Origin of the sequence: Microbacterium sp. MMO-35, assembly GCF_037147555.1 — a bacterium.
GTDB lineage: Bacteria > Actinomycetota > Actinomycetes > Actinomycetales > Microbacteriaceae > Microbacterium.
Map to the genome: position 1 here is coordinate 224,816 of NZ_JBBCVH010000005.1, position 17,047 is coordinate 241,862.

Genomic DNA, 17,047 nt, shown 5'->3' on the forward strand with positions numbered 1-17,047 from the left:
CTCCCATCGTCGGGGACGGTTCCGACGCTAGACCGGGGTGTCGCGCGGTGCAACGCCCCGGAACGGAGTCGTCCCCCTCAGCACGACCCGGGGGTCGTGCTGAGGGGGACGACTCGAAAGCGGGGTGACTCAGGCGGCGGCGCGCGCGACCGCGGCGATCGCGCTCGTGAAGAACGGCAGGCCGTCGACGCCGCTGCGCATGGCGGCGGCCGTGTCGGGGCCGAAGCCGGGCTCGGTGGCGTGCTCGGGGTGCGGCATGAGGCCCACCACGTTGCCGGCGGGATTGGTGAGGCCGGCGATGTCGCGGAGGGATCCGTTCGGGTTCACACCCGTGTAGCGGAAGGCGACGAGGCCCTCGCCCTCGATGCGGTCGAGCGTCTCCTCGGAGGCGACGTACCCGCCCTCGGCGTTCTTCAGCGGGATGATGATCTCCTGGCCGGCGGAGAAGTCGCGGGTCCAGGCGGTGTCGGCGTTGGTGACCGTGAGCTTCTGGTCGCGGCGCACGAAGTGCTGGTGATCGTTGCGGATCAGGCCGCCGGGCAGCAGGTGCGCCTCGACGAGCATCTGGAAGCCGTTGCAGATCCCGAGGATGGGCATGCCCTTCGCGGCAGCGTCCTTGACCTCGGTCATGATCGGCGAGAGTGCGGCGATCGCGCCCGAGCGCAGGTAGTCGCCGTAGCTGAAGCCGCCCGGCAGGATCACGGCGTCGACCCCGTCGAGGTCGTGCGCGCCGTGCCAGAGCGCGACCGGCTCGGCGCCGGCGATGCGCACCGCGCGCTGGGCGTCGCGGTCGTCGAGGGAACCGGGGAAGGTGACGACCCCGATCCGAACGGTCATTCGGCGGCCTCGGCGCCGCTCACGGAGACGGCGACGACGTCCTCGATCACCGAGTTGGAGAGCACCTCTTCGGCGACGCGGCGGGCCTCGGCGAGCACGGCGTCGGTGACCTCGCCGTCGACGGTGAGCTCGAAGCGCTTGCCGATGCGGACGTCGCTGAACGCGGTCACGCCCGTGCGGGCGAACGCCCCGGAGACGGCCTTGCCCTGCGGGTCGAGCAGTTCGGACTTGGGCATGACGTCGACGACGATGGTGGGCATGCGTGGCTCCAGGAAGTCGCGGGCGGGGGCGACACCAGTCTACCGCCCGGGCGCGGGCCGTCCTGCCGGGCGTCGGCGGGGGGTCCGGGGTGCGTTCAGCTGCGGAACACGGTGTGCACGTCGCCCACCACGTCGCGGCCGCCGAGCCCGTCGATCTCGAAGAGCACCGAGATCCCCGCGACCGTGTAGCCGAGCTCCTCGACGATGCGCCGGCCGGCCGCGAGGGTGCCGCCGGTCGCGAGCACGTCGTCGATGAGCAGGATCCGGGATCCGGCGGCCAGGTCGTCGTGCATCTCGATCGTGGCGGTGCCGTACTCGAGCGCGTAGTCGACGGAGGCCGCGGGCAGCGGCAGCTTACCGGCCTTGCGGATCGGCACGAACCCGGTGCCGGCGGCGATCGCGGCCGCTCCGGCGAGGATGAACCCGCGCGCCTCGATCCCGGCCACGACGTCGAAGGACCCGAGGAACGGGGCCACGAGGGCGTCCGTTGTCGCGTGCAGCGCCTCGCGGTCCGCGAGCAGCGGCGTGATGTCGCGGAACAGGATGCCGGGTTCGGGGTAGTCCGGGATGGACCGGATGAGCGATTCGGCGCGGGCGAGCGCGGGCGAGGAGGTCACCGGACCAGGGTACGCGGCACAGCTGGGATGGCCTTCCGGTGACCCTCAGCGTCGGCGGATGAAACTAAGGATCGCCGTGTTGAACGCATCGGGCTGCTCGAAGAAGGGATCATGCCCTGCTTCGCTGATCAGCGCGCCCTCGCCGTCGCGGACGTGCTCGAGGATCGTCCGCATGCGCGATGGCGGCATGTACAGATCGGCGTCTCCGCTCAGGACGAGGAGAGGCGTCGTGATGCTCTCGACCGCCGCCCAGGTGATGGTCCGGCCCGCTGCCTGCACCACGTTTGCTGGCTTGGAGCGCTCTTCATAGTGCTGCCACTGCGCGACGCCGTCCGGGTTCGCGGCGCGATACGAAGGGCCGAGCTCCTGGAAGGCCCCGGGCAGCGAGTTCCATTGCGCAGGCAGGAGGGCGGTGGTGACCGCGGTCCAGTCCGGCTCGGAGATGCCGGCGAGGGTCGATGCGACGGCGGCGCTGCGCAGGCGCTCCGGATGGGACAGGGCGTAGTCGAAGACGCCGAAGCCGCCGGCGGCGGTGCCGACGAGGTGGAAGCGCCTCAGGTCGAGCGCGTCGGCCAGCAGCTGCAGGTCTCCGGCGACCGTGCCGGTGTCGTCGGAGGGGCCGGCGTCCGAGCCGAAGAATCCTCGTCGGGAGAAGGAGATCGATCGATAGCCGGCCCGGGCGAAGGCGGCGTGCTGATAGCCGAACACCTCGCCACTGCCGCTGTACGGGTGCAGCAGCACGATCACGGGTCCGCGCCCTCCGGTGTCCCACACCCGCAGCCGCACACCGGGACGGATCTGCACATCGCGCTGCGCGGCGGCGTCCTCCGGCATCGGCCTCCATGTCGTCTGAGCGTCGTAGCGCGTGATGCGTCCATGGCCGCGGCCGCCGTCCGGCGCAGCGGCGACCCTCCCTCCGACGGCACGGGCCGAGGGGGCGGAGATCATCGCGCCGGCGGCTCCCAGGGCGAGGGCGCCGGCGCCGCCCGCGAGGGTGCGCAGCGCGCTCCGGCGCGGCATGCCGGAGCGGGGGGTGATCGGGTCGTCGTGGGGGATGGGTCTGGTCGTCGTCATGAGCGCTCCTCGTGTCGTCATTGATTCGAGTACTGACGTACGCGACAGGCTACAGATGTATACAATGAAAAGCAAGAAGGCGGACCGAGGGCACGGTGCTCCTCGGTCCGCGACGGGGCGATGTCAGCGGGTCATTGTCCGCGGAGGCCGTCAGGATTGGTCGCGTAGATGCGCAGCCGCACGTCCCGAGCGGCACTCATGTGCACCGTGGCGATCTCGGCGGCGCGATCCGCCTCCCGGTCGCGGATCGCGTCGAGCATCTCCTGGTGCTCGGTGAGCACTCGTTCCCACCGCCCGGGGTACTCGAGGGTGGTGTGCGGATGCCGGCGAAGCCGCATGATGAGTCGCCCGATCGACTCCTGGAGCGTGCTGTTGTGGCTGGCCTGCCACAGTGTCTCGTGGAAGCGGTTGTTCAGGGCGACTCGCTCGTCGAGGTTCTCGCCCAGGGCGAGCATCTCTTCGTGGATCGCTGCGAGGCGGGACAGGTCCAGTTCGGTGCGCCGGTTGGCCGCCGCACGGGCGGCTGCCGCCTCCAGGGTCTCGCGCACTTCGTAGATCTCGAGGATCTCCTCGGGGCTCAGTTCGCGCACCCGGACACCCCGGCCGAAGCGCTCGACGAGGCCGTCCTGCTCGAGTCGACGCAGGGCGTCGCGGATCGGCGTGCGGCTCACTCCGAACTGCTCGGCGAGGGCGGTCTCTACGAGCGGCTCGTTCGCGGGCAGGGCGTTGGTGAGGATCAGCTCCCGGATCCCGTCGTACGCGGACACCGTCACGGTATTCCTCCCACTCCGGCGCGCGCGATGCGCGCCCTTTCCGTTACCGGACCCCCGTCGGGCGTCAGAGAACGATATCGCGCCGGTCCTATTGCATACAAGCGAGCACGGCTGTCCACGGCGGAGTGTGGTGGCGGTGGTTCCGCGCTCCGATCAACGGGAAGTGCCTTGTCGTGGGGTTGCCTAGGGAGAGCGGCAGGGTAAATATCCCATTGGATACAGTTGCGTGCTATTGCATTCATAACGTACAGTGGCCCCATACCGACGCCGAGACGCCTTCTGACGCCACGGTCGCGGTACGACAAACGGCGCCAGGTACCCGGATCCATGACCCGGAGACCCTCAGAGGGGCACAACGTCCCGCCCGGTCGGCGTCTTCCGAATCACGGAACGAATGAGGGAGCGATGCGGCTTTCACACCACGGCCATCGGCGGCCGGCGCGAGGATTCGCGTCGATCGCGCAGACGGGGGCCGACGTCCATGCCTAGGCTCGTGATCTTCTTCGGCAACCGCATCCTGATGTCGATCGTGCTGATCATCGTGGTGCCGAGCATCGCTTTCGTGCTGCAGGTGCTCACCCCCGGGAACGTCGCCCAGCAGATCCTCGGAGAGGCCGCGACACCGGCGGAGATCCAGCGTGTCGAAGAGCAGTACGGCCTGAACCGCCCCTTGCCGGTGCGCTACTTCGAGTGGTTCCGAGACCTGCTTCACGGATCCCTGGGCACCTCCTACCTGACGGGGCAGAAGGTGAGCGTGGTCCTGGAGCAGCGGGTGCCCGTGACCCTCGGCCTCGCCGCCCTCGCCCTCGCAGTCGCGATCGTCGTCGGGCTCGGTCTGGGCGTCGCCAGCGGTGTGCGCAAGGGATCCGGGGAGGCATGGTCAAACGCACTCTCGGTGGCAGGCATCGCCGTGCCGAGTTTCGTCCTCGGCCTGCTGCTCATCAACGTCTTCGCAGTGAACCTCGGCTGGTTCCCTGCGTCGGGATACGTGCAGCCCTCGGAGGATCCGGGGCAGTGGCTGCGGTCCCTCGTGCTGCCGGTTGCGGCGATCGCGACAGCGATGATCACGAGCATCGCCAAGCTCACGCGCGACCAGATGAAGTCGACCCTGTCCGCGCCCTTCATCCGGAGTCTGCAGGGGCGCGGCCTGCACCCCGGGAGCGTGTTGTTCAAGCACGCGCTGCGGAACTCGCTCATCCCCGTGGTGACGGCGATCGGACTCAATGCGATCACCCTGATCGGGGGGACCGTGCTCGTCGAGCAGATCTTCGCGTTGCCGGGTGTCGGGCTGGCGCTGTTCGAGGGCGTCACTCAGCACGACCTGCCGGTCACGCTCGGCTGCGCCCTGTACTTCACCCTCGGCGTCGTCATCATCAACTTCGTCACGGACGCCTCCTACGCGCTTCTGGATCCCCGACTCCGAGGAGGCGGTCGATGACCACCGCACGCCCTGCGCCGCCGCGCCCCACCACCGCCGCGCTCAAGGTGCCCTATCGCCGCCCTGCGCTCCTCGAGCGCATCGGCGAGCATCCCGCCGGAATCGTCGCCGCCTGCTGGGTCCTGCTGCTGGCGATCCTGTGCCTGCTCGCTCCGGTGATCGCCCCCTACGGGTACAACGATCAGGACCTGGGCAACGTGCTCGCCGGCCCCTCCGCCGCGCACTGGCTCGGCACGGATCCGCTCGGGCGCGACATCCTCAGCCGGCTGCTCTACGGCGGCACCGACGCCTTCGTCGGCATCGTGCAGGTGACCCTCGTCGCGGTGCTCGTCGGACTCCCCACGGGGATCGCGGCGGGGTACCTCAAAGGCGCCTTCGATGCGGTCAGTTCGCGGCTGGCAGACATCATCCTCGCGCTGCCGAGCCTCATCATCCTGTTGCTGCTGTTCGCCATCGACCCCTCCGCGCGTACTGCGGCCATGATCACGCTCGGTCTGCTCTTCTCGCCGTCGCTGTTCCGGATCGCGCGGGCGATGAGCCTGCAGGCGTCGCAGGAGCTCTACGTGCGCTTCGCCGAGGTGTCGCGCGTGCGCAAGGGCCTGATCATGCTGCGCCACATCCTGCCGACGGCACTTCCGCCGGTGGTGGTCAATCTGAGCCTCATGGCGGCCTTCGCGCTGATCATCCAGAGCGGCCTCGCCTTCCTGAACTTCGGTGTCCTGCCGCCGCAGGCCAGCTGGGGCGGGATGCTGCAGGACGCCCAGATGGTCATCTCGGAGGCCGCGTGGATGATGGTGCCGCCGGCGGTCGCGATCGGATCGCTCGTCGTCTGCTTCATCACGATCGGAGACGCTGCGCGGGACATCGTGGCCGCGGCGACGACACCGCGCCGGCGTTCGAGGCGAGGCGAATCGCTCGAGGTGAGCGTCGGATCGGTCGACGCCGAGGAGTCGATCGTGGTCGCTCCGTCCCCGACCGCGCTGCTGCGTGTTCGCGGCCTCGGGCTGAGCCGCGCCGCGAGCGGAACGGAGCCTGCGGCGCCGCTCGTCACCGATCTCGGCTTCGAGTTGCAGCCCGGCGAGTCGATCGGCATCGTCGGAGAGTCCGGTTGCGGGAAATCGGTGACCACCCTGGCCCTGCTCGGGCTGCTGCCCGCCAACATCACCGTGGATCGCGGAGAGGTCGTCTTCGACGGCGAGGACCTGACGACGGCGAGCAAGTCCCGCATGCAGCAGCTGCGGGGCCGCCGGATCGGCTACGTCTCGCAGGACCCGATGGTGGGCCTGGATCCCTGCTACAGAGTGTCCAACCAGATGATCGAGACGATCCGTCGTCACAGCGATCTGTCCAAGTCGGCCGCGCGCGAGCGAGCGATCGAGCTGCTGCGCTCCGTGCAGCTGCATGAGCCGGAGCGCGTGATGTCGCGCTACCCCCATGAGCTCTCGGGCGGGATGGCGCAGAGGGTGTGCATCGCGCTGGCACTGGCCGGCGACCCCGACGTGCTCATCGCCGACGAGCCGACAACCTCCCTCGATGTGACCGTGCAGCACGGCATCCTGCAGCTGCTCGAGCAGATCAAGCGCGAGAAGGGGTTGAGCCTCATCCTCATCACGCACGACCTGAACATCGTGCCGGCGCTCTGCGACAAGCTGCTCGTGCTGTATGCGGGCGACGTGGTCGAGCACGGCCCGACCCTGGACGTCGTCACCCGTCCCCGTCATCCGTATACGCGCCGCCTGCTCGACTGCGGTCTGCACGGGGTCGAGCGCGGTGAGCCGTTCCCGCTCATCGAGGGCACCGTGCCACATCCGGGAACGTGGCCCGACGGCTGCCGCTTCCGTGCGCGCTGCGGGCTGGCCACGGCGGCCTGCGCCGAACCCGGCGCACGAGCCGTACGCCGGGACGGCGCCGTCATCGCACGCTGCATCACCGTGCGCGAGGTCGCCTCCGAAGCCGCAGCCCTCGTCGGCGCGGTGCGGACGATCGCACGGCCCGTGTCCGTCATCGGCGACGACCCGAACGCAGAGGAGGCCGATCGTGGCTGAGAACACCGTCGAGGGGACGGCTTCCCCCACCCGGCGGAACGTCCTCCGTATCGAGGATCTGGCGATCGACTACCGTCAGGGCTTCGGGCGCACGTTCCGGGCGGTGCAGGGGATCACACTGGACATCGCTCCGGGCGAGACGGTCGGTCTGGTCGGCGAGTCCGGGTCGGGCAAATCCACGATCGGCAACGCGGTGCTGGGTCTCCAGCCGCCGGCGGAGGGGTCCGTGCAGGTGCTCGGCGAGGACGTCGCCCTGCGCGGACGCCGGTCGCACGAGCCTGGGCCCGTGCAGGTCGTGCTGCAGAACCCGTATCGGGCGTTCAATCCGTTCAAGCCGATCGCCTGGAGCCTCCTCGAGCCGTTGACGGCGGCCGGCGGAGGCGCGAAGCCGGGGCGCGACGGACTCGTGAGCGCGGCGCTCGCCGGTGTGGGCCTGGATCCGTCGTATGCGCGCCGATACCCGCGCGAACTCTCCGGCGGCCAGCTGCAACGCGTCGCGATCGCCCGCAGCCTCATCTCCGACCCCGCGCTCATCGTGTGCGACGAGCCGGTCAGCTCTCTGGACGCCTCGGTATGCGGACAGGTGCTGAACCTCCTCACCGCGAAGCAGCGGGAGCGGGAGCTCGCCTACCTGTTCATCTCGCACGACATGAACGTCGTGCGGCTCATGTGCGATCGCGTCTACGTCCTCTACCGGGGACGAATCGTGGAGCAGGGGAGCACCGAAAAGGTGTTCGCCGATCCTCAGCACGAGTACACCCGAAAACTCATCGCCGCCATTCCCGATCGGGCCGAGAGCCTCCGTCAGCGCGCCGCGAACGCCGTGTGAGGGCGCCCGTTCCCACGGCCGATCCATCCCCCCTGAGAGGTACTTATGCGTTTCCCGCGACTCCGGCTCGTGCGAGCCCTGGGAGCGGCGCTGCTCGCCGGCGCCCTCGTGATCACTGCCGCAGGCTGCAGTTCCGGTTCGTCCGGGACGGCGACCGGATCGAGCAAGAGCGGGAGAGGCGGAACGCTCACCGTCGCCCTGACCCGGGCGCCGGCGAGCTTCGATGCCGGAAGCATCGCCCGTTCCGGCCTGTCGAACGACTTCCTCGCCCCGGTCTATCAGCCGCTCATCGAGATCGATGAGAAGGGCAGGCTCGCCCCGAGTCTCGCCACGAAGTGGGAGTGGCTGGACGACACCAACACGGTGCTGAAGCTGGAGCTGCGCGACGATGCGAAGTTCAGCGACGGGTCGCCGGTGACCGCCGCGGGCGTGATCGCCTATTGGCAGTACGCGCTGCAGACGGCGTACTCGCAGTACTGGCTGGGTGGGGCGACGTTCGAGACGCCGACGGAGCACGAGGTCGTGGTGCATCTGCAAGCGGACAAGCCGCGCCCGAATCTGCCCTGGGCGTTCACGACCTCGTTCTCGTCGCTGGGCTGGATCACCAACCCCGCCGCGCTCAAGGACCCGGACAAGCTCAAGCTCGAGGCCGCCGGTGCGGGGCCTTACGTCCTGGACACGAAGAGCACGGTCACCAACTCGACCTACGTCTACACGCCCAACCCGTACTTCTACGACAAGGCCCTCGTCAAGTGGGACAAGATCGTGCTCAAGGTCATGCCTCAGGAGCAGACCCGTCTCGCTGCCTTGCGCACCGGACAGGTGGACGTGGCCGCCGGAGCGCAGCGTCAGGTCAAGGCGGCTCGCGATGCCGGGCTGCAGGTCGTCCTCGGAGCCGGGGGCGGCAAACCGATCATCTTCGGCGATCTGGAAGGGAAGACCGTTCCGGCGCTCGCCGATCTGCGGGTGCGGCAGGCGCTCGCGTATGCGGTGGACTGGAAGTCGATCGGTGCGGGGATCTTCGGCGACGACGTGATCTACAACCAGCAGATCTTCGCCGAGGGGTCCGAGGGCTATCTGCCCGATCTGGTGGACCTGCACCCGTACGATCCGAAGAAGGCGGAGCGGCTGCTCGCCGAGGCGGGCTATCCGGACGGGTTCGATGCGGGCCAGATGATCGTCGGGCCGGTCCCGGGCAACGCCGACCTGGCCCAGGTCTTGCAGGCGCAATGGGCGAAGATCGGCGTCACGGTGCAGCCGCTGGTGCTCGACCCGGCAGCCTGGAGCACGCAGATCAACGCGCACGCCTGGCCGTTGAACGTGTACTCGTCGATCTCGGCGCCGGTGGGACCGACGATCTCTGCGCTGCTCGACTCGAACAGCACCTGGCTGTCGCAGTCCGACTACAGCGGCCTCTACGCACTCATCGACACCGCCCAGCGGACACCCGCGGACACGGAGGCGAGCCGCAAGGCATGGCAGGACGTCGCCCGCTACGCCGCGGAGAACGTGCTCTATCTCGCCGGCGTCATGCCGACGACGTCGATCTTCGCGAAGAAGGACATCGGCGGGATCGTGATGAACGCCCCCTCGATGAGCTCGATCATGCTCTGGTACCGGAAGTGACGGACAGCACATGACCATGCAGACCCTCTCCGAATCCGTCACCGGCGGAATCCGGGAACGACAGATCGTCGTCGGCGAGGCCACCGGCGCGCTGTGGACCGCGGACGACGCGATCGGCGCCGCCCCGCTGCTGCTGATCGGCCATGCGGAGCGGCAGAACCGGACCAAGCCGGACGTCATCGCACTCGGACACGCCTACGCACGTGCCGGGTACACGGTGGTGGCGATCGACGCGCCGTGTCACGGCGGGCGGCATCGCACCTCACGGCACTGGGAGCTCATCGACGACATGGCCGTGCGCGCCGCGGTCGGCGACATGGGGACGGCCGCAGATCTGTTCCACGCCGAGATCGCGCCTCAGGGAGTCGCGGAATGGCATGCGACGCTCGACGCGCTGCAGCAGCTCGACGAGGTGGATGCGGCGGGGCCGGTGGGATTTCTCGGCGTCGCGCTCGGAAGCCTCATCGGGATCCCCTTCCTCGCTGCCGACGACCGCGTGACCGCCGCCGTGCTGGGGCTGCTGCGTCGCGACTCGGTGGACGAGAGCGCGACGCGGGTGCGGATACCCGTCGAGTTCCGGCTGCAGTGGGACGACGAGCTCGTGCCACGCGATGCGGCTCTCACCCTGTACGACGACCTGGGTTCGGACGAGAAGGCACTGCACGCGAATGCGGGCGGCCACCTCGACGTGCCCGCTCATGAGACGGAGAGCGCCCTGCGCTTCTTCGCCCGCCATCTCGGCGCGAATCCCTCGCCCCGTTTCGAGCGGCTCGGTGTCGAGTCGCTCGGTTCCCTTCAGTGATGAAAGCGGACTTCAGGAGAAACACATGCGATTCACGAGAACAAAAGCGGTGGCTGCGCTTGTCGCGACCGTGCTGGCCGGTGCACTGGCTCTGACCGGCTGCGGCGGCGGAGGCGGCGGCAAAGCCGACTCCTCCGCGGGCGGCGGCAAGGGCGGAACGCTCACCGTCGGCCTCACCCGAGCGCCGGCGAGCTTCGACGCCGGAAGCCTGTCCCGTGCCGGCCTGACCAACAACTTCCTCGCCCCGGCCTATCAGCCGCTCATCGAGATCGATGCGAAGGGCAAGCTCGCCCCGAGTCTCGCCACGAAGTGGGAGTGGCTGGACGACACCAACACCACGCTGAAGCTGGAGCTGCGCGACGATGCGAAGTTCAGCGACGGGTCGCCGGTGACCGCCGCGGGCGTGATCGCGTACTGGCAGTACGCGCTGCAGACGGCGTACTCGCAGTACTGGCTGGGTGGGGCGACGTTCGAGACGCCGACGGAGCACGAGGTCGTGGTGCACCTGCAAGCGGACAAGCCGCGCCCGAGCCTGCCCTGGGCGTTCACGACTGCTTTCACCTCGCTGGGCTGGATCACCAACCCCGCCGCGCTCAAGGACCCGGACAAGCTCAAGCTCGAGACCGCCGGTGCCGGCCCTTACATCCTCGACACGAAGAGCACGGTCACCAACTCGACCTACGTCTACACGCCCAACCCCAACTACTACGACAAGGCGGAGGTGCGCTGGGACAAGATCGTGCTCAAGGTCATGCCCCAGGAGCAGACCCGTCTCGCTGCCCTGCGCACCGGACAGATCGACGTGGCGGCCGGGTCCCTGCGTCAGGTCAAGTCGGCCAAGGACGCCGGCCTGCAGGTGGTGGAGGGTCCGGGATCCGCCCGTCCGATCGTCTTCGGGGATCTGAAGGGCGAGATCGTGCCCGCGCTCAAGGACCTGCGGGTGCGCCAAGCGCTCATGTATGCGGTCGATTGGCACAAGGCCGGTGCAGGCATCTTCGGCGACAACGTGGTCTACAACCAGCAACTGTTCATCGAGGGCTCGGAGGGCTACGCTCCCGATCTCGTCGAGCGGTACCCCTACGACCCGGCAAAGGCGAAGCAGCTGCTGGCCGAAGCGGGCTACCCGGACGGCTTCGACGTGGGCGAGATGCTCGTCGGCCCGGTCGAGGGCAACAAGGAGATCGCTCAGGTGCTGCAGGCGGAGTGGGCCAAGATCGGCGTCACGATGCAGCCGCTCGTGCTCGACCCGAGCATGTGGGGCACCAAGCTCGAGGCGCAGGTATGGCCGGTCAACGCGTTCTCGGCGATCCTCGCCCCCGTCGGCCCGACGGTGACCGCGATCCTGGATCCGAACAGCTCCTGGCTGGCCAACTCCGACTACACGGAGTTGTACCGCCTGATCGACGTGGCCCAGCACGAGACGGCGGACACCCCGGAGAACGCCAAGGCATGGCAGGACGTCAACCGATACGTCGTGGAGAACGCCCTGCTGATCACGGGGGTCATGCCGAAGAACCTCTGGTTCGCGAAGCAGGACATGGCGGGCATCGTGATCAATCCGCCGTCGCTGACCTCCATCATGCTCTGGCATCGGAAGTGACGACGAGGAGCTGACGGATCATGACCAGGACCTCGGCGGCCACGATCGGCGGAGATCATCTCTACGCGCTGTGGACCGATGCCTCTGTGGAGGAAGGCTCGGACGAGTTCGAGAGGCTCGACGCGTTCTACAGCGACGTGCACATCGGCGAGGTCCTGCGGGAGAACCCCGGGTTCGTCACCGCGGTCCGTGGCGGGCGTGTCTCGCCCGCCACGGGCACCGGGTACGCGGCCGCACGGTGGACGGCGCTCTACGGAGTCCACGGTGAAGCGGGGATCCAGGCCTACGCCGCGCGCAACGCATCCGGACCGGCGCCGCTCTTCAGCGCACTGCCTCCGCTGTTCCCGCATGCCCTGCGCGGACGGGGGCGGGGCCTGTATCGCCGGGTGGCGGCAGCCGGGGACGCGCCGGCGGCCGGGAGCGGCAAGCGCCGATCGGCGGCGCTCGTGCTGATCGCATGGGGGACGGACGAGGATCCGCCGTCCCTGGAGGCTCTTCGCTGTGGCGGAGGGATCCCGCGGGCGGGTCGGTACCAGCTGATCCACGACCTGAACGCAGAGGGCACGTCGTCGCCCCGGGTGATGGATCTGCTCGAGGCGGACAGCATCGCCGCCGCCACGGACCTCGCGGGGGCGGAGCTGGGGCGCCACGCGATCGTCTACGAGGTCCTGGCGGGGACGGATGTGCCGGCCGATCCGGTCGCCACGCGCCCCTGACGAGAACGACGACAAGCGAAGAAGGAGAGGAACACGAATGGGACGGTGGGATTCGATCCGCATCGTGGGTGCATACGAGCACCCGGGCCGAGAGCTGCCGGACAAGTCGCTGGCGCAGATCCACACGGAGGTGGCGCTGGGCGCCCTCGCCGATGCCGGGCTCACGCTCGACGATGTGGACGGCTATTTCTGCGGGAACGACGCGCCGGGGAACGGCTGGATCTCCATGGCCGACTACATGGGGCTGCGCAACCTGCGCTACATGGACTCGACCGAGACGGGCGGATCCGCGCCGATCTATCACGTCGCGCACGCGCTGGCCGCGATCGCCGCGGGCGATTGCCGCGTGGCGCTCGTCACCCTCGCCGGGAAGTCCCGCACCGGCGAGCAGTCCGGCGGCGGAGGCCTCACCGTCCCCGAGGACGGCTTCGAGGACAGAATGGCGGGGTGGAACGGCCCGGTGGGCAATTACGCCCTCGCTGCCAAACGGCACATGCACGAGTTCGGCACGACCAGCGCCCAGCTCGCCGAGGTCAAGGTCGCCGCCTCCATCCACGCCTCCTTCAACCCGAACGCCTTCCTGAAGAAGCGGGTCACCGTCGACGACGTCCTGAACTCGCCGATGCTGGCGGACCCGCTGCACCGCGACGACTGCTGCGTCGTCACGGACGGCGGCGGAGCGATCGTGGTCACGACGGCGGAGATCGCCCGCGACCTCGGCCTCGGGCGCCGCGCGGTGCGCGTGCTCGGTCACGGCGAGGCGGGCAAGATCGTCAACGGCGGGAAGGTCGATCTCACCTATTCGTCGGCGATCTGGTCCGGCGCGCGCGCCTTCGAGCAGGCCGGGCTCACTCCGCAGGACATCGACTACGCGTCGATCTACGACAGCTTCACCTTCACCGTGATCCAGATGCTCGAGGACCTCGGTTTCTGCGAGCGCGGTCAGGGCGGGCGCTTCGTGATGGATGGCGCGCTCGTCGCGCCGTTCGGCCGGCTTCCGGTCAACACCGATGGCGGCGGGCTCGCCAACAACCACCCCGGTGGGCGCGGAGGCGTGACGAAGCTCATCGAGGCGGTGCGCCAGCTGCGCGGCGAGGCGAACGAAGGCGTGCAGCTGCACGATGCCGGGCTCGCCCTCGTGCACGGCAACGGCGGCTTCCTCGGCACCCGGATGCGCAGCGCCACCATGATCCTCGGAAGGGAAGACGCATGAGCGAGATCATCACGGACGCCACGTTGCCTGTGCCGGCACCGGCCCCGAACCCGGACACCGCCGAGTTCTGGACGGCCGCCGCGGAGGGCCGGTTCCTCATCAAGCGCTGCGAGGAGTGCGGCGAGGCGCACTGGTACCCGCGCCCGATCTGCCCGTTCTGCCACAGCGATCGCACTGTGTGGGAGACGGGCTCCGGCCGCGGCACGGTCTACAGCTTCACCGTGATCCGCCGCGCTTACGGCCCCTGGCGCGAGGCGGCACCGTACCTCGTCGCCTACGTGACCCTCGAGGAGGGGCCGACCATCATGACGAACATCGTCGACTGCGAGGTCGACGACATCCGCATCGACGATCCGGTCGAAGTGGTCTTCCACGCCGGAGACGGGCACGTCGTCCCGCGATTCCGTCCCGCGCGCACGCGCTGAAGAGAGAGCACCATCATGCCGAACGACAAGATCTTCCCTTCCCCCGAGGCCGCGGTCGCAGATGTTCCGGATGGCGCGACCATCGCGGTCGCGGGCTTCGGGCTCACGCAGAGCTTCCCTTCCAGCCTCACCGTCGCGCTGCGCGCCCAGGGGGCGAAGGAGCTGTGCATCGTCGCGAACTCTCTGGGAGAGGGACCCTACCGGTCGATGACCCTCATCGAGAACCATCAGGTCAAGCGCTTGATCGTCTCGTTCTCGGCTCGGGCCAGCGGCGACCGCTCGCCCGCCGAGCAGCAGATCGCCGCCGGTGACATCGAGGTCGAGCTCGTGCCGCAGGGCACCCTTGTCGAGCGGCTGCGTGCGGCAGGCGCAGGCATCGGCGCCGTCTTCACCCGCACCGGCGTCGGCACGGTGGTCGCCGAGGGCAAGGAGGTGCGCACGATCGACGGCGTCGACTATGTACTGGAGAAGGCGCTTCCGGTCGACTACGCCCTGATCCGGGCGCGCCGGGCCGACCGCTTCGGCAACCTGGACTTCGCCGGCGTCGGACGCAACTTCATGCCGAGTTTCGCGAAAGGCGCGCAGATCGCGATCGCCGAGGTCGATGAGATCGTCGAGGGTGCGCTGCCGCCGGAGTCGATCGACCTGCCCGGCATCTTCGTCGACCGGGTCGTGCTGCAGACGGCCGACGTCAAGCCGCGGTTCTGGGCGGCCCGACCCGGTGCAGGGAGCGACGCGGCGCAGGAGTACAACGGCAAGAGAGGCTGGACCCGCGGCGAGATGGCGAAGATCACCGCCGGCCTCATCCCAGAGGGCAGCTACGTCAACCTCGGGGTCGGCATGCCCACGCTCGTGTCGAACCACATCGCCGGGCGGGATGTCACCCTGCACGGCGAGAACGGCGTCCTCGGCTACGGAGAGGCCGCCGCGGAGGAGGACTACGACCCCGCGCTCTACAACGCCGGCGGGGAATACGTGCGTCTGCGTCCCGGCGGATCCTATTTCGAGAGCGTCACCGCGTTCGAGATGGTGCGCGGCGGCCACGTGGACGCGGTCGTTCTGGGGGGATTCCAGGTCGACGCGCACGCGAACCTGGCGAACTGGAGCCAGCCGGCGATGGTCGGCGGCGGCATCGGGGGCGCGATGGATCTCGTCGCCGGCGGTGGAACCGTCATGGTGATGATGACGCACACCGCGAAGAACGGCGCGCACAAACTCGTCGCCGAGTGCGACTACCCCCTCACCGGACCTGCGTGCGTGGACATCGTGGTGACGGACCTGGCGGTCTTCCGCTGGAACGGCGAGCGGTTCGTCGTGGAGCGCATCGCAGACGGCTTCAGCTTCAACGAGATCGCCGAGCTCACCGACTTCCCGCTCGTCGCCTCCCCCGAGTTCACGGCCCGCGAGGGCGCATTCGCACGCGATTGACGCGACCGGACGCAGAAGAACGCAAGACCCGAGAAGAGAGAAGACATGCTGCGACTCGCAGAGAATCTGGCCCAGTTCACCGGCGGTGTGATCGATCGAGGTTCCGGGGTGCGGTTGCACCTCGAGGACGGCACCGAGCTGTTGGACTTCGCCGCAGGAATCGCGGTGACGAGCACCGGGCACAGCCATCCCCACGTGGTGCAGGCCATCCAGGACCAGGTGGCGAAGATCCTGCTCCCCGCCTCGAGCCTCGGGCTGAACCGTCCGACGCTCGATTTCCTGGAGCGCTTCGGACCGTATCTGCCCGAGGGCATCGACCGGATGTGGTTCGGCAACATCGGTGCCGAGGCGGTCGAGACGGCGGTGCGCCTGGCGCGACAGGCGACCGGACGCCCCAACATCATCGCCTTCGAGGGCGGGTTCCACGGGCGCACGATGGGAGCGGCCTCGCTCACGTCGTCGACGGCGAAAGTGCGTGCAGGCATCAGTCCGCTCATGGCCGGCGTGGTGTTCGCACCCTACCCGGCGCCGGCGCGTCTGCGGTCGGTCCAGGGCGACGCGACCGATCACGCGCTCGAGCAGCTCGACCGCATCCTCGCCACGATCTCGATCCCGCAGGATACCGCTGCCTTCCTCGTGGAAGCGATTCAGGGCGAGGGCGGCTACGTTCCGGGCACGAAGCGGTTCTTCGACGGGCTGCGAGAGCGTGCGGACGCCCATGGGATCCTGCTGATCTTCGACGAGATCCAGGCCGGCTGGGGACGCACGGGACGCTTCTGGGCGTTCGAGCACTTCGATGCGCGCCCCGACATGATCGTGATGGGGAAGGGGATGGCGTCCGGCCTGCCGATCTCGGCGCTCGCCGCGTCGAAGGAGCTCATGGACAAGGCCTGGGCGGGATCCATGGGAGGCACGTTCTCCGGCCACGTCGTCACCGCTGCTGCAGCCCTCGCCACGCTCGACGTGTACGAGCAGGAGGAGCTCGTCGACAACGCCGCGGTGCAGGGCCAACGGCTGATCGACGGGCTGCGCGCCGTCTCGGAGGGCGTGGCGGAGGTGCACGAGGTGCGCGGACTGGGCCTCATGGTGGGAGTCGAACTGCGCCATGCCGACGGATCGGTCGGAACGGCGCTCGCGGCGCGGGTGCAGAAGGAGGCGTATGCGCGAGGGCTGCTCATCCTCACCTGCGGCATCGACCGCGACACGATGCGCATCGTCCCGCCGCTCGTGGTCGAGGCGGAGGATGTCGATCGTGCGGTGCAGATCTTCGGCGAGGCGCTGCACGCCGCCGTCGCGGGTTGAGCCGTGCCGGGCATGATCGGAGCAGTCGCCGGGATCGGCGGGATCCCGCGACGACGCAGCGG

16 protein-coding genes are annotated in these 17,047 nt (G+C 69.0%); 11 read left to right on the forward strand and 5 right to left on the reverse strand.

Annotated elements, in window-relative coordinates:
• Positions 1–129 precede the first annotated feature (129 nt).
• The 5 genes from purQ to WFJ01_RS12605 all read right to left on the reverse strand — a co-directional run bounded on the left by purQ (position 130) and on the right by WFJ01_RS12605 (position 3,561).
• Positions 130–837: a phosphoribosylformylglycinamidine synthase subunit PurQ gene (purQ, locus tag WFJ01_RS12585; protein WP_336629210.1), complete on the reverse strand. Its 708-nt coding sequence runs from the start codon at positions 835–837 to the stop codon at positions 130–132.
• Positions 834–1,097, reverse strand: a complete 264-nt coding sequence (purS, locus tag WFJ01_RS12590) for a phosphoribosylformylglycinamidine synthase subunit PurS (protein WP_251447665.1) — start codon at positions 1,095–1,097, stop codon at positions 834–836. The genes purQ and purS overlap by 4 nt, the downstream gene beginning before the upstream one ends.
• 95 nt (positions 1,098–1,192) lie before the next feature.
• Entirely contained in the window at positions 1,193–1,714 is a 522-nt protein-coding gene (locus tag WFJ01_RS12595; RefSeq protein ID WP_251447662.1) for an adenine phosphoribosyltransferase, read from the reverse strand.
• 45 nt (positions 1,715–1,759) lie between these two features.
• Positions 1,760–2,788 (reverse strand): alpha/beta fold hydrolase, encoded by a 1,029-nt coding sequence (locus WFJ01_RS12600; protein ID WP_336629211.1) that lies wholly within the window; start codon positions 2,786–2,788, stop codon positions 1,760–1,762.
• A 131-nt stretch (positions 2,789–2,919) separates the two neighbouring features.
• On the reverse strand, positions 2,920–3,561 hold the full coding sequence (locus WFJ01_RS12605; protein ID WP_251447656.1) for a GntR family transcriptional regulator: 642 nt from the start codon (positions 3,559–3,561) through the stop codon (positions 2,920–2,922).
• Between the two features lie 481 nt (positions 3,562–4,042).
• Between WFJ01_RS12605 and WFJ01_RS12610 the strand changes: the two genes are divergently transcribed.
• Genes WFJ01_RS12610 through WFJ01_RS12660 form a run of 11 tightly spaced genes read left to right on the forward strand, consistent with a single transcriptional unit; the run spans position 4,043 to position 16,985 of the window.
• The gene (locus WFJ01_RS12610) at positions 4,043–4,999 is read left to right on the forward strand and encodes an ABC transporter permease (protein ID WP_251447653.1); all 957 of its coding nucleotides are present in this window, start codon (positions 4,043–4,045) and stop codon (positions 4,997–4,999) included.
• The gene (locus WFJ01_RS12615) at positions 4,996–7,044 is read left to right on the forward strand and encodes a dipeptide/oligopeptide/nickel ABC transporter permease/ATP-binding protein (protein WP_336629212.1); all 2,049 of its coding nucleotides are present in this window, start codon (positions 4,996–4,998) and stop codon (positions 7,042–7,044) included. The genes WFJ01_RS12610 and WFJ01_RS12615 overlap by 4 nt, the downstream gene beginning before the upstream one ends.
• Complete coding sequence (locus WFJ01_RS12620) at positions 7,037–7,873, forward strand: ABC transporter ATP-binding protein (RefSeq protein ID WP_336629213.1); 837 nt, start codon at positions 7,037–7,039, stop codon at positions 7,871–7,873. The genes WFJ01_RS12615 and WFJ01_RS12620 overlap by 8 nt, the downstream gene beginning before the upstream one ends.
• Before the next feature lie 45 nt (positions 7,874–7,918).
• On the forward strand, positions 7,919–9,499 hold the full coding sequence (locus WFJ01_RS12625) for an ABC transporter substrate-binding protein (protein ID WP_336629214.1): 1,581 nt from the start codon (positions 7,919–7,921) through the stop codon (positions 9,497–9,499).
• A 10-nt stretch (positions 9,500–9,509) separates the two neighbouring features.
• A complete protein-coding gene (locus tag WFJ01_RS12630) occupies positions 9,510–10,301 on the forward strand; it encodes an alpha/beta hydrolase (RefSeq protein WP_336629215.1) in 792 nt (263 codons plus the stop codon).
• A gap of 49 nt (positions 10,302–10,350) precedes the next feature.
• Positions 10,351–11,901, forward strand: a complete 1,551-nt coding sequence (locus WFJ01_RS12635; protein ID WP_336629216.1) for an ABC transporter substrate-binding protein — start codon at positions 10,351–10,353, stop codon at positions 11,899–11,901.
• A 20-nt stretch (positions 11,902–11,921) separates the two neighbouring features.
• Positions 11,922–12,617 (forward strand): hypothetical protein, encoded by a 696-nt coding sequence (locus WFJ01_RS12640; RefSeq protein WP_336629217.1) that lies wholly within the window; start codon positions 11,922–11,924, stop codon positions 12,615–12,617.
• 37 nt (positions 12,618–12,654) lie between these two features.
• The gene (locus WFJ01_RS12645) at positions 12,655–13,830 is read left to right on the forward strand and encodes a thiolase domain-containing protein (RefSeq protein ID WP_295034175.1); all 1,176 of its coding nucleotides are present in this window, start codon (positions 12,655–12,657) and stop codon (positions 13,828–13,830) included.
• Positions 13,827–14,255, forward strand: a complete 429-nt coding sequence (locus WFJ01_RS12650; RefSeq protein WP_336629218.1) for a Zn-ribbon domain-containing OB-fold protein — start codon at positions 13,827–13,829, stop codon at positions 14,253–14,255. The genes WFJ01_RS12645 and WFJ01_RS12650 overlap by 4 nt, the downstream gene beginning before the upstream one ends.
• A 15-nt stretch (positions 14,256–14,270) precedes the next feature.
• A complete protein-coding gene (locus WFJ01_RS12655) occupies positions 14,271–15,683 on the forward strand; it encodes a 3-oxoacid CoA-transferase (protein WP_336629219.1) in 1,413 nt (470 codons plus the stop codon).
• Between the two features lie 45 nt (positions 15,684–15,728).
• Positions 15,729–16,985: an aspartate aminotransferase family protein gene (locus WFJ01_RS12660; protein ID WP_336629220.1), complete on the forward strand. Its 1,257-nt coding sequence runs from the start codon at positions 15,729–15,731 to the stop codon at positions 16,983–16,985.
• The last annotated feature ends 62 nt before the right edge of the window (positions 16,986–17,047 follow it).

Coding starts and splice junctions, on each gene's coding strand:
- purQ (WP_336629210.1), bottom strand. CDS start 837: ATGACCGTTCGGATCGGGGTCGTCACCTTCCCCGGTTCCCTCGACGAC.
- purS (WP_251447665.1), bottom strand. CDS start 1,097: ATGCCCACCATCGTCGTCGACGTCATGCCCAAGTCCGAACTGCTCGAC.
- WFJ01_RS12600 (WP_336629211.1), bottom strand. CDS start 2,788: ATGACGACGACCAGACCCATCCCCCACGACGACCCGATCACCCCCCGC.
- WFJ01_RS12610 (WP_251447653.1), top strand. CDS start 4,043: ATGCCTAGGCTCGTGATCTTCTTCGGCAACCGCATCCTGATGTCGATC.
- WFJ01_RS12615 (WP_336629212.1), top strand. CDS start 4,996: ATGACCACCGCACGCCCTGCGCCGCCGCGCCCCACCACCGCCGCGCTC.
- WFJ01_RS12625 (WP_336629214.1), top strand. CDS start 7,919: ATGCGTTTCCCGCGACTCCGGCTCGTGCGAGCCCTGGGAGCGGCGCTG.
- WFJ01_RS12630 (WP_336629215.1), top strand. CDS start 9,510: ATGACCATGCAGACCCTCTCCGAATCCGTCACCGGCGGAATCCGGGAA.
- WFJ01_RS12640 (WP_336629217.1), top strand. CDS start 11,922: ATGACCAGGACCTCGGCGGCCACGATCGGCGGAGATCATCTCTACGCG.
- WFJ01_RS12645 (WP_295034175.1), top strand. CDS start 12,655: ATGGGACGGTGGGATTCGATCCGCATCGTGGGTGCATACGAGCACCCG.
- WFJ01_RS12650 (WP_336629218.1), top strand. CDS start 13,827: ATGAGCGAGATCATCACGGACGCCACGTTGCCTGTGCCGGCACCGGCC.
- WFJ01_RS12655 (WP_336629219.1), top strand. CDS start 14,271: ATGCCGAACGACAAGATCTTCCCTTCCCCCGAGGCCGCGGTCGCAGAT.
- WFJ01_RS12660 (WP_336629220.1), top strand. CDS start 15,729: ATGCTGCGACTCGCAGAGAATCTGGCCCAGTTCACCGGCGGTGTGATC.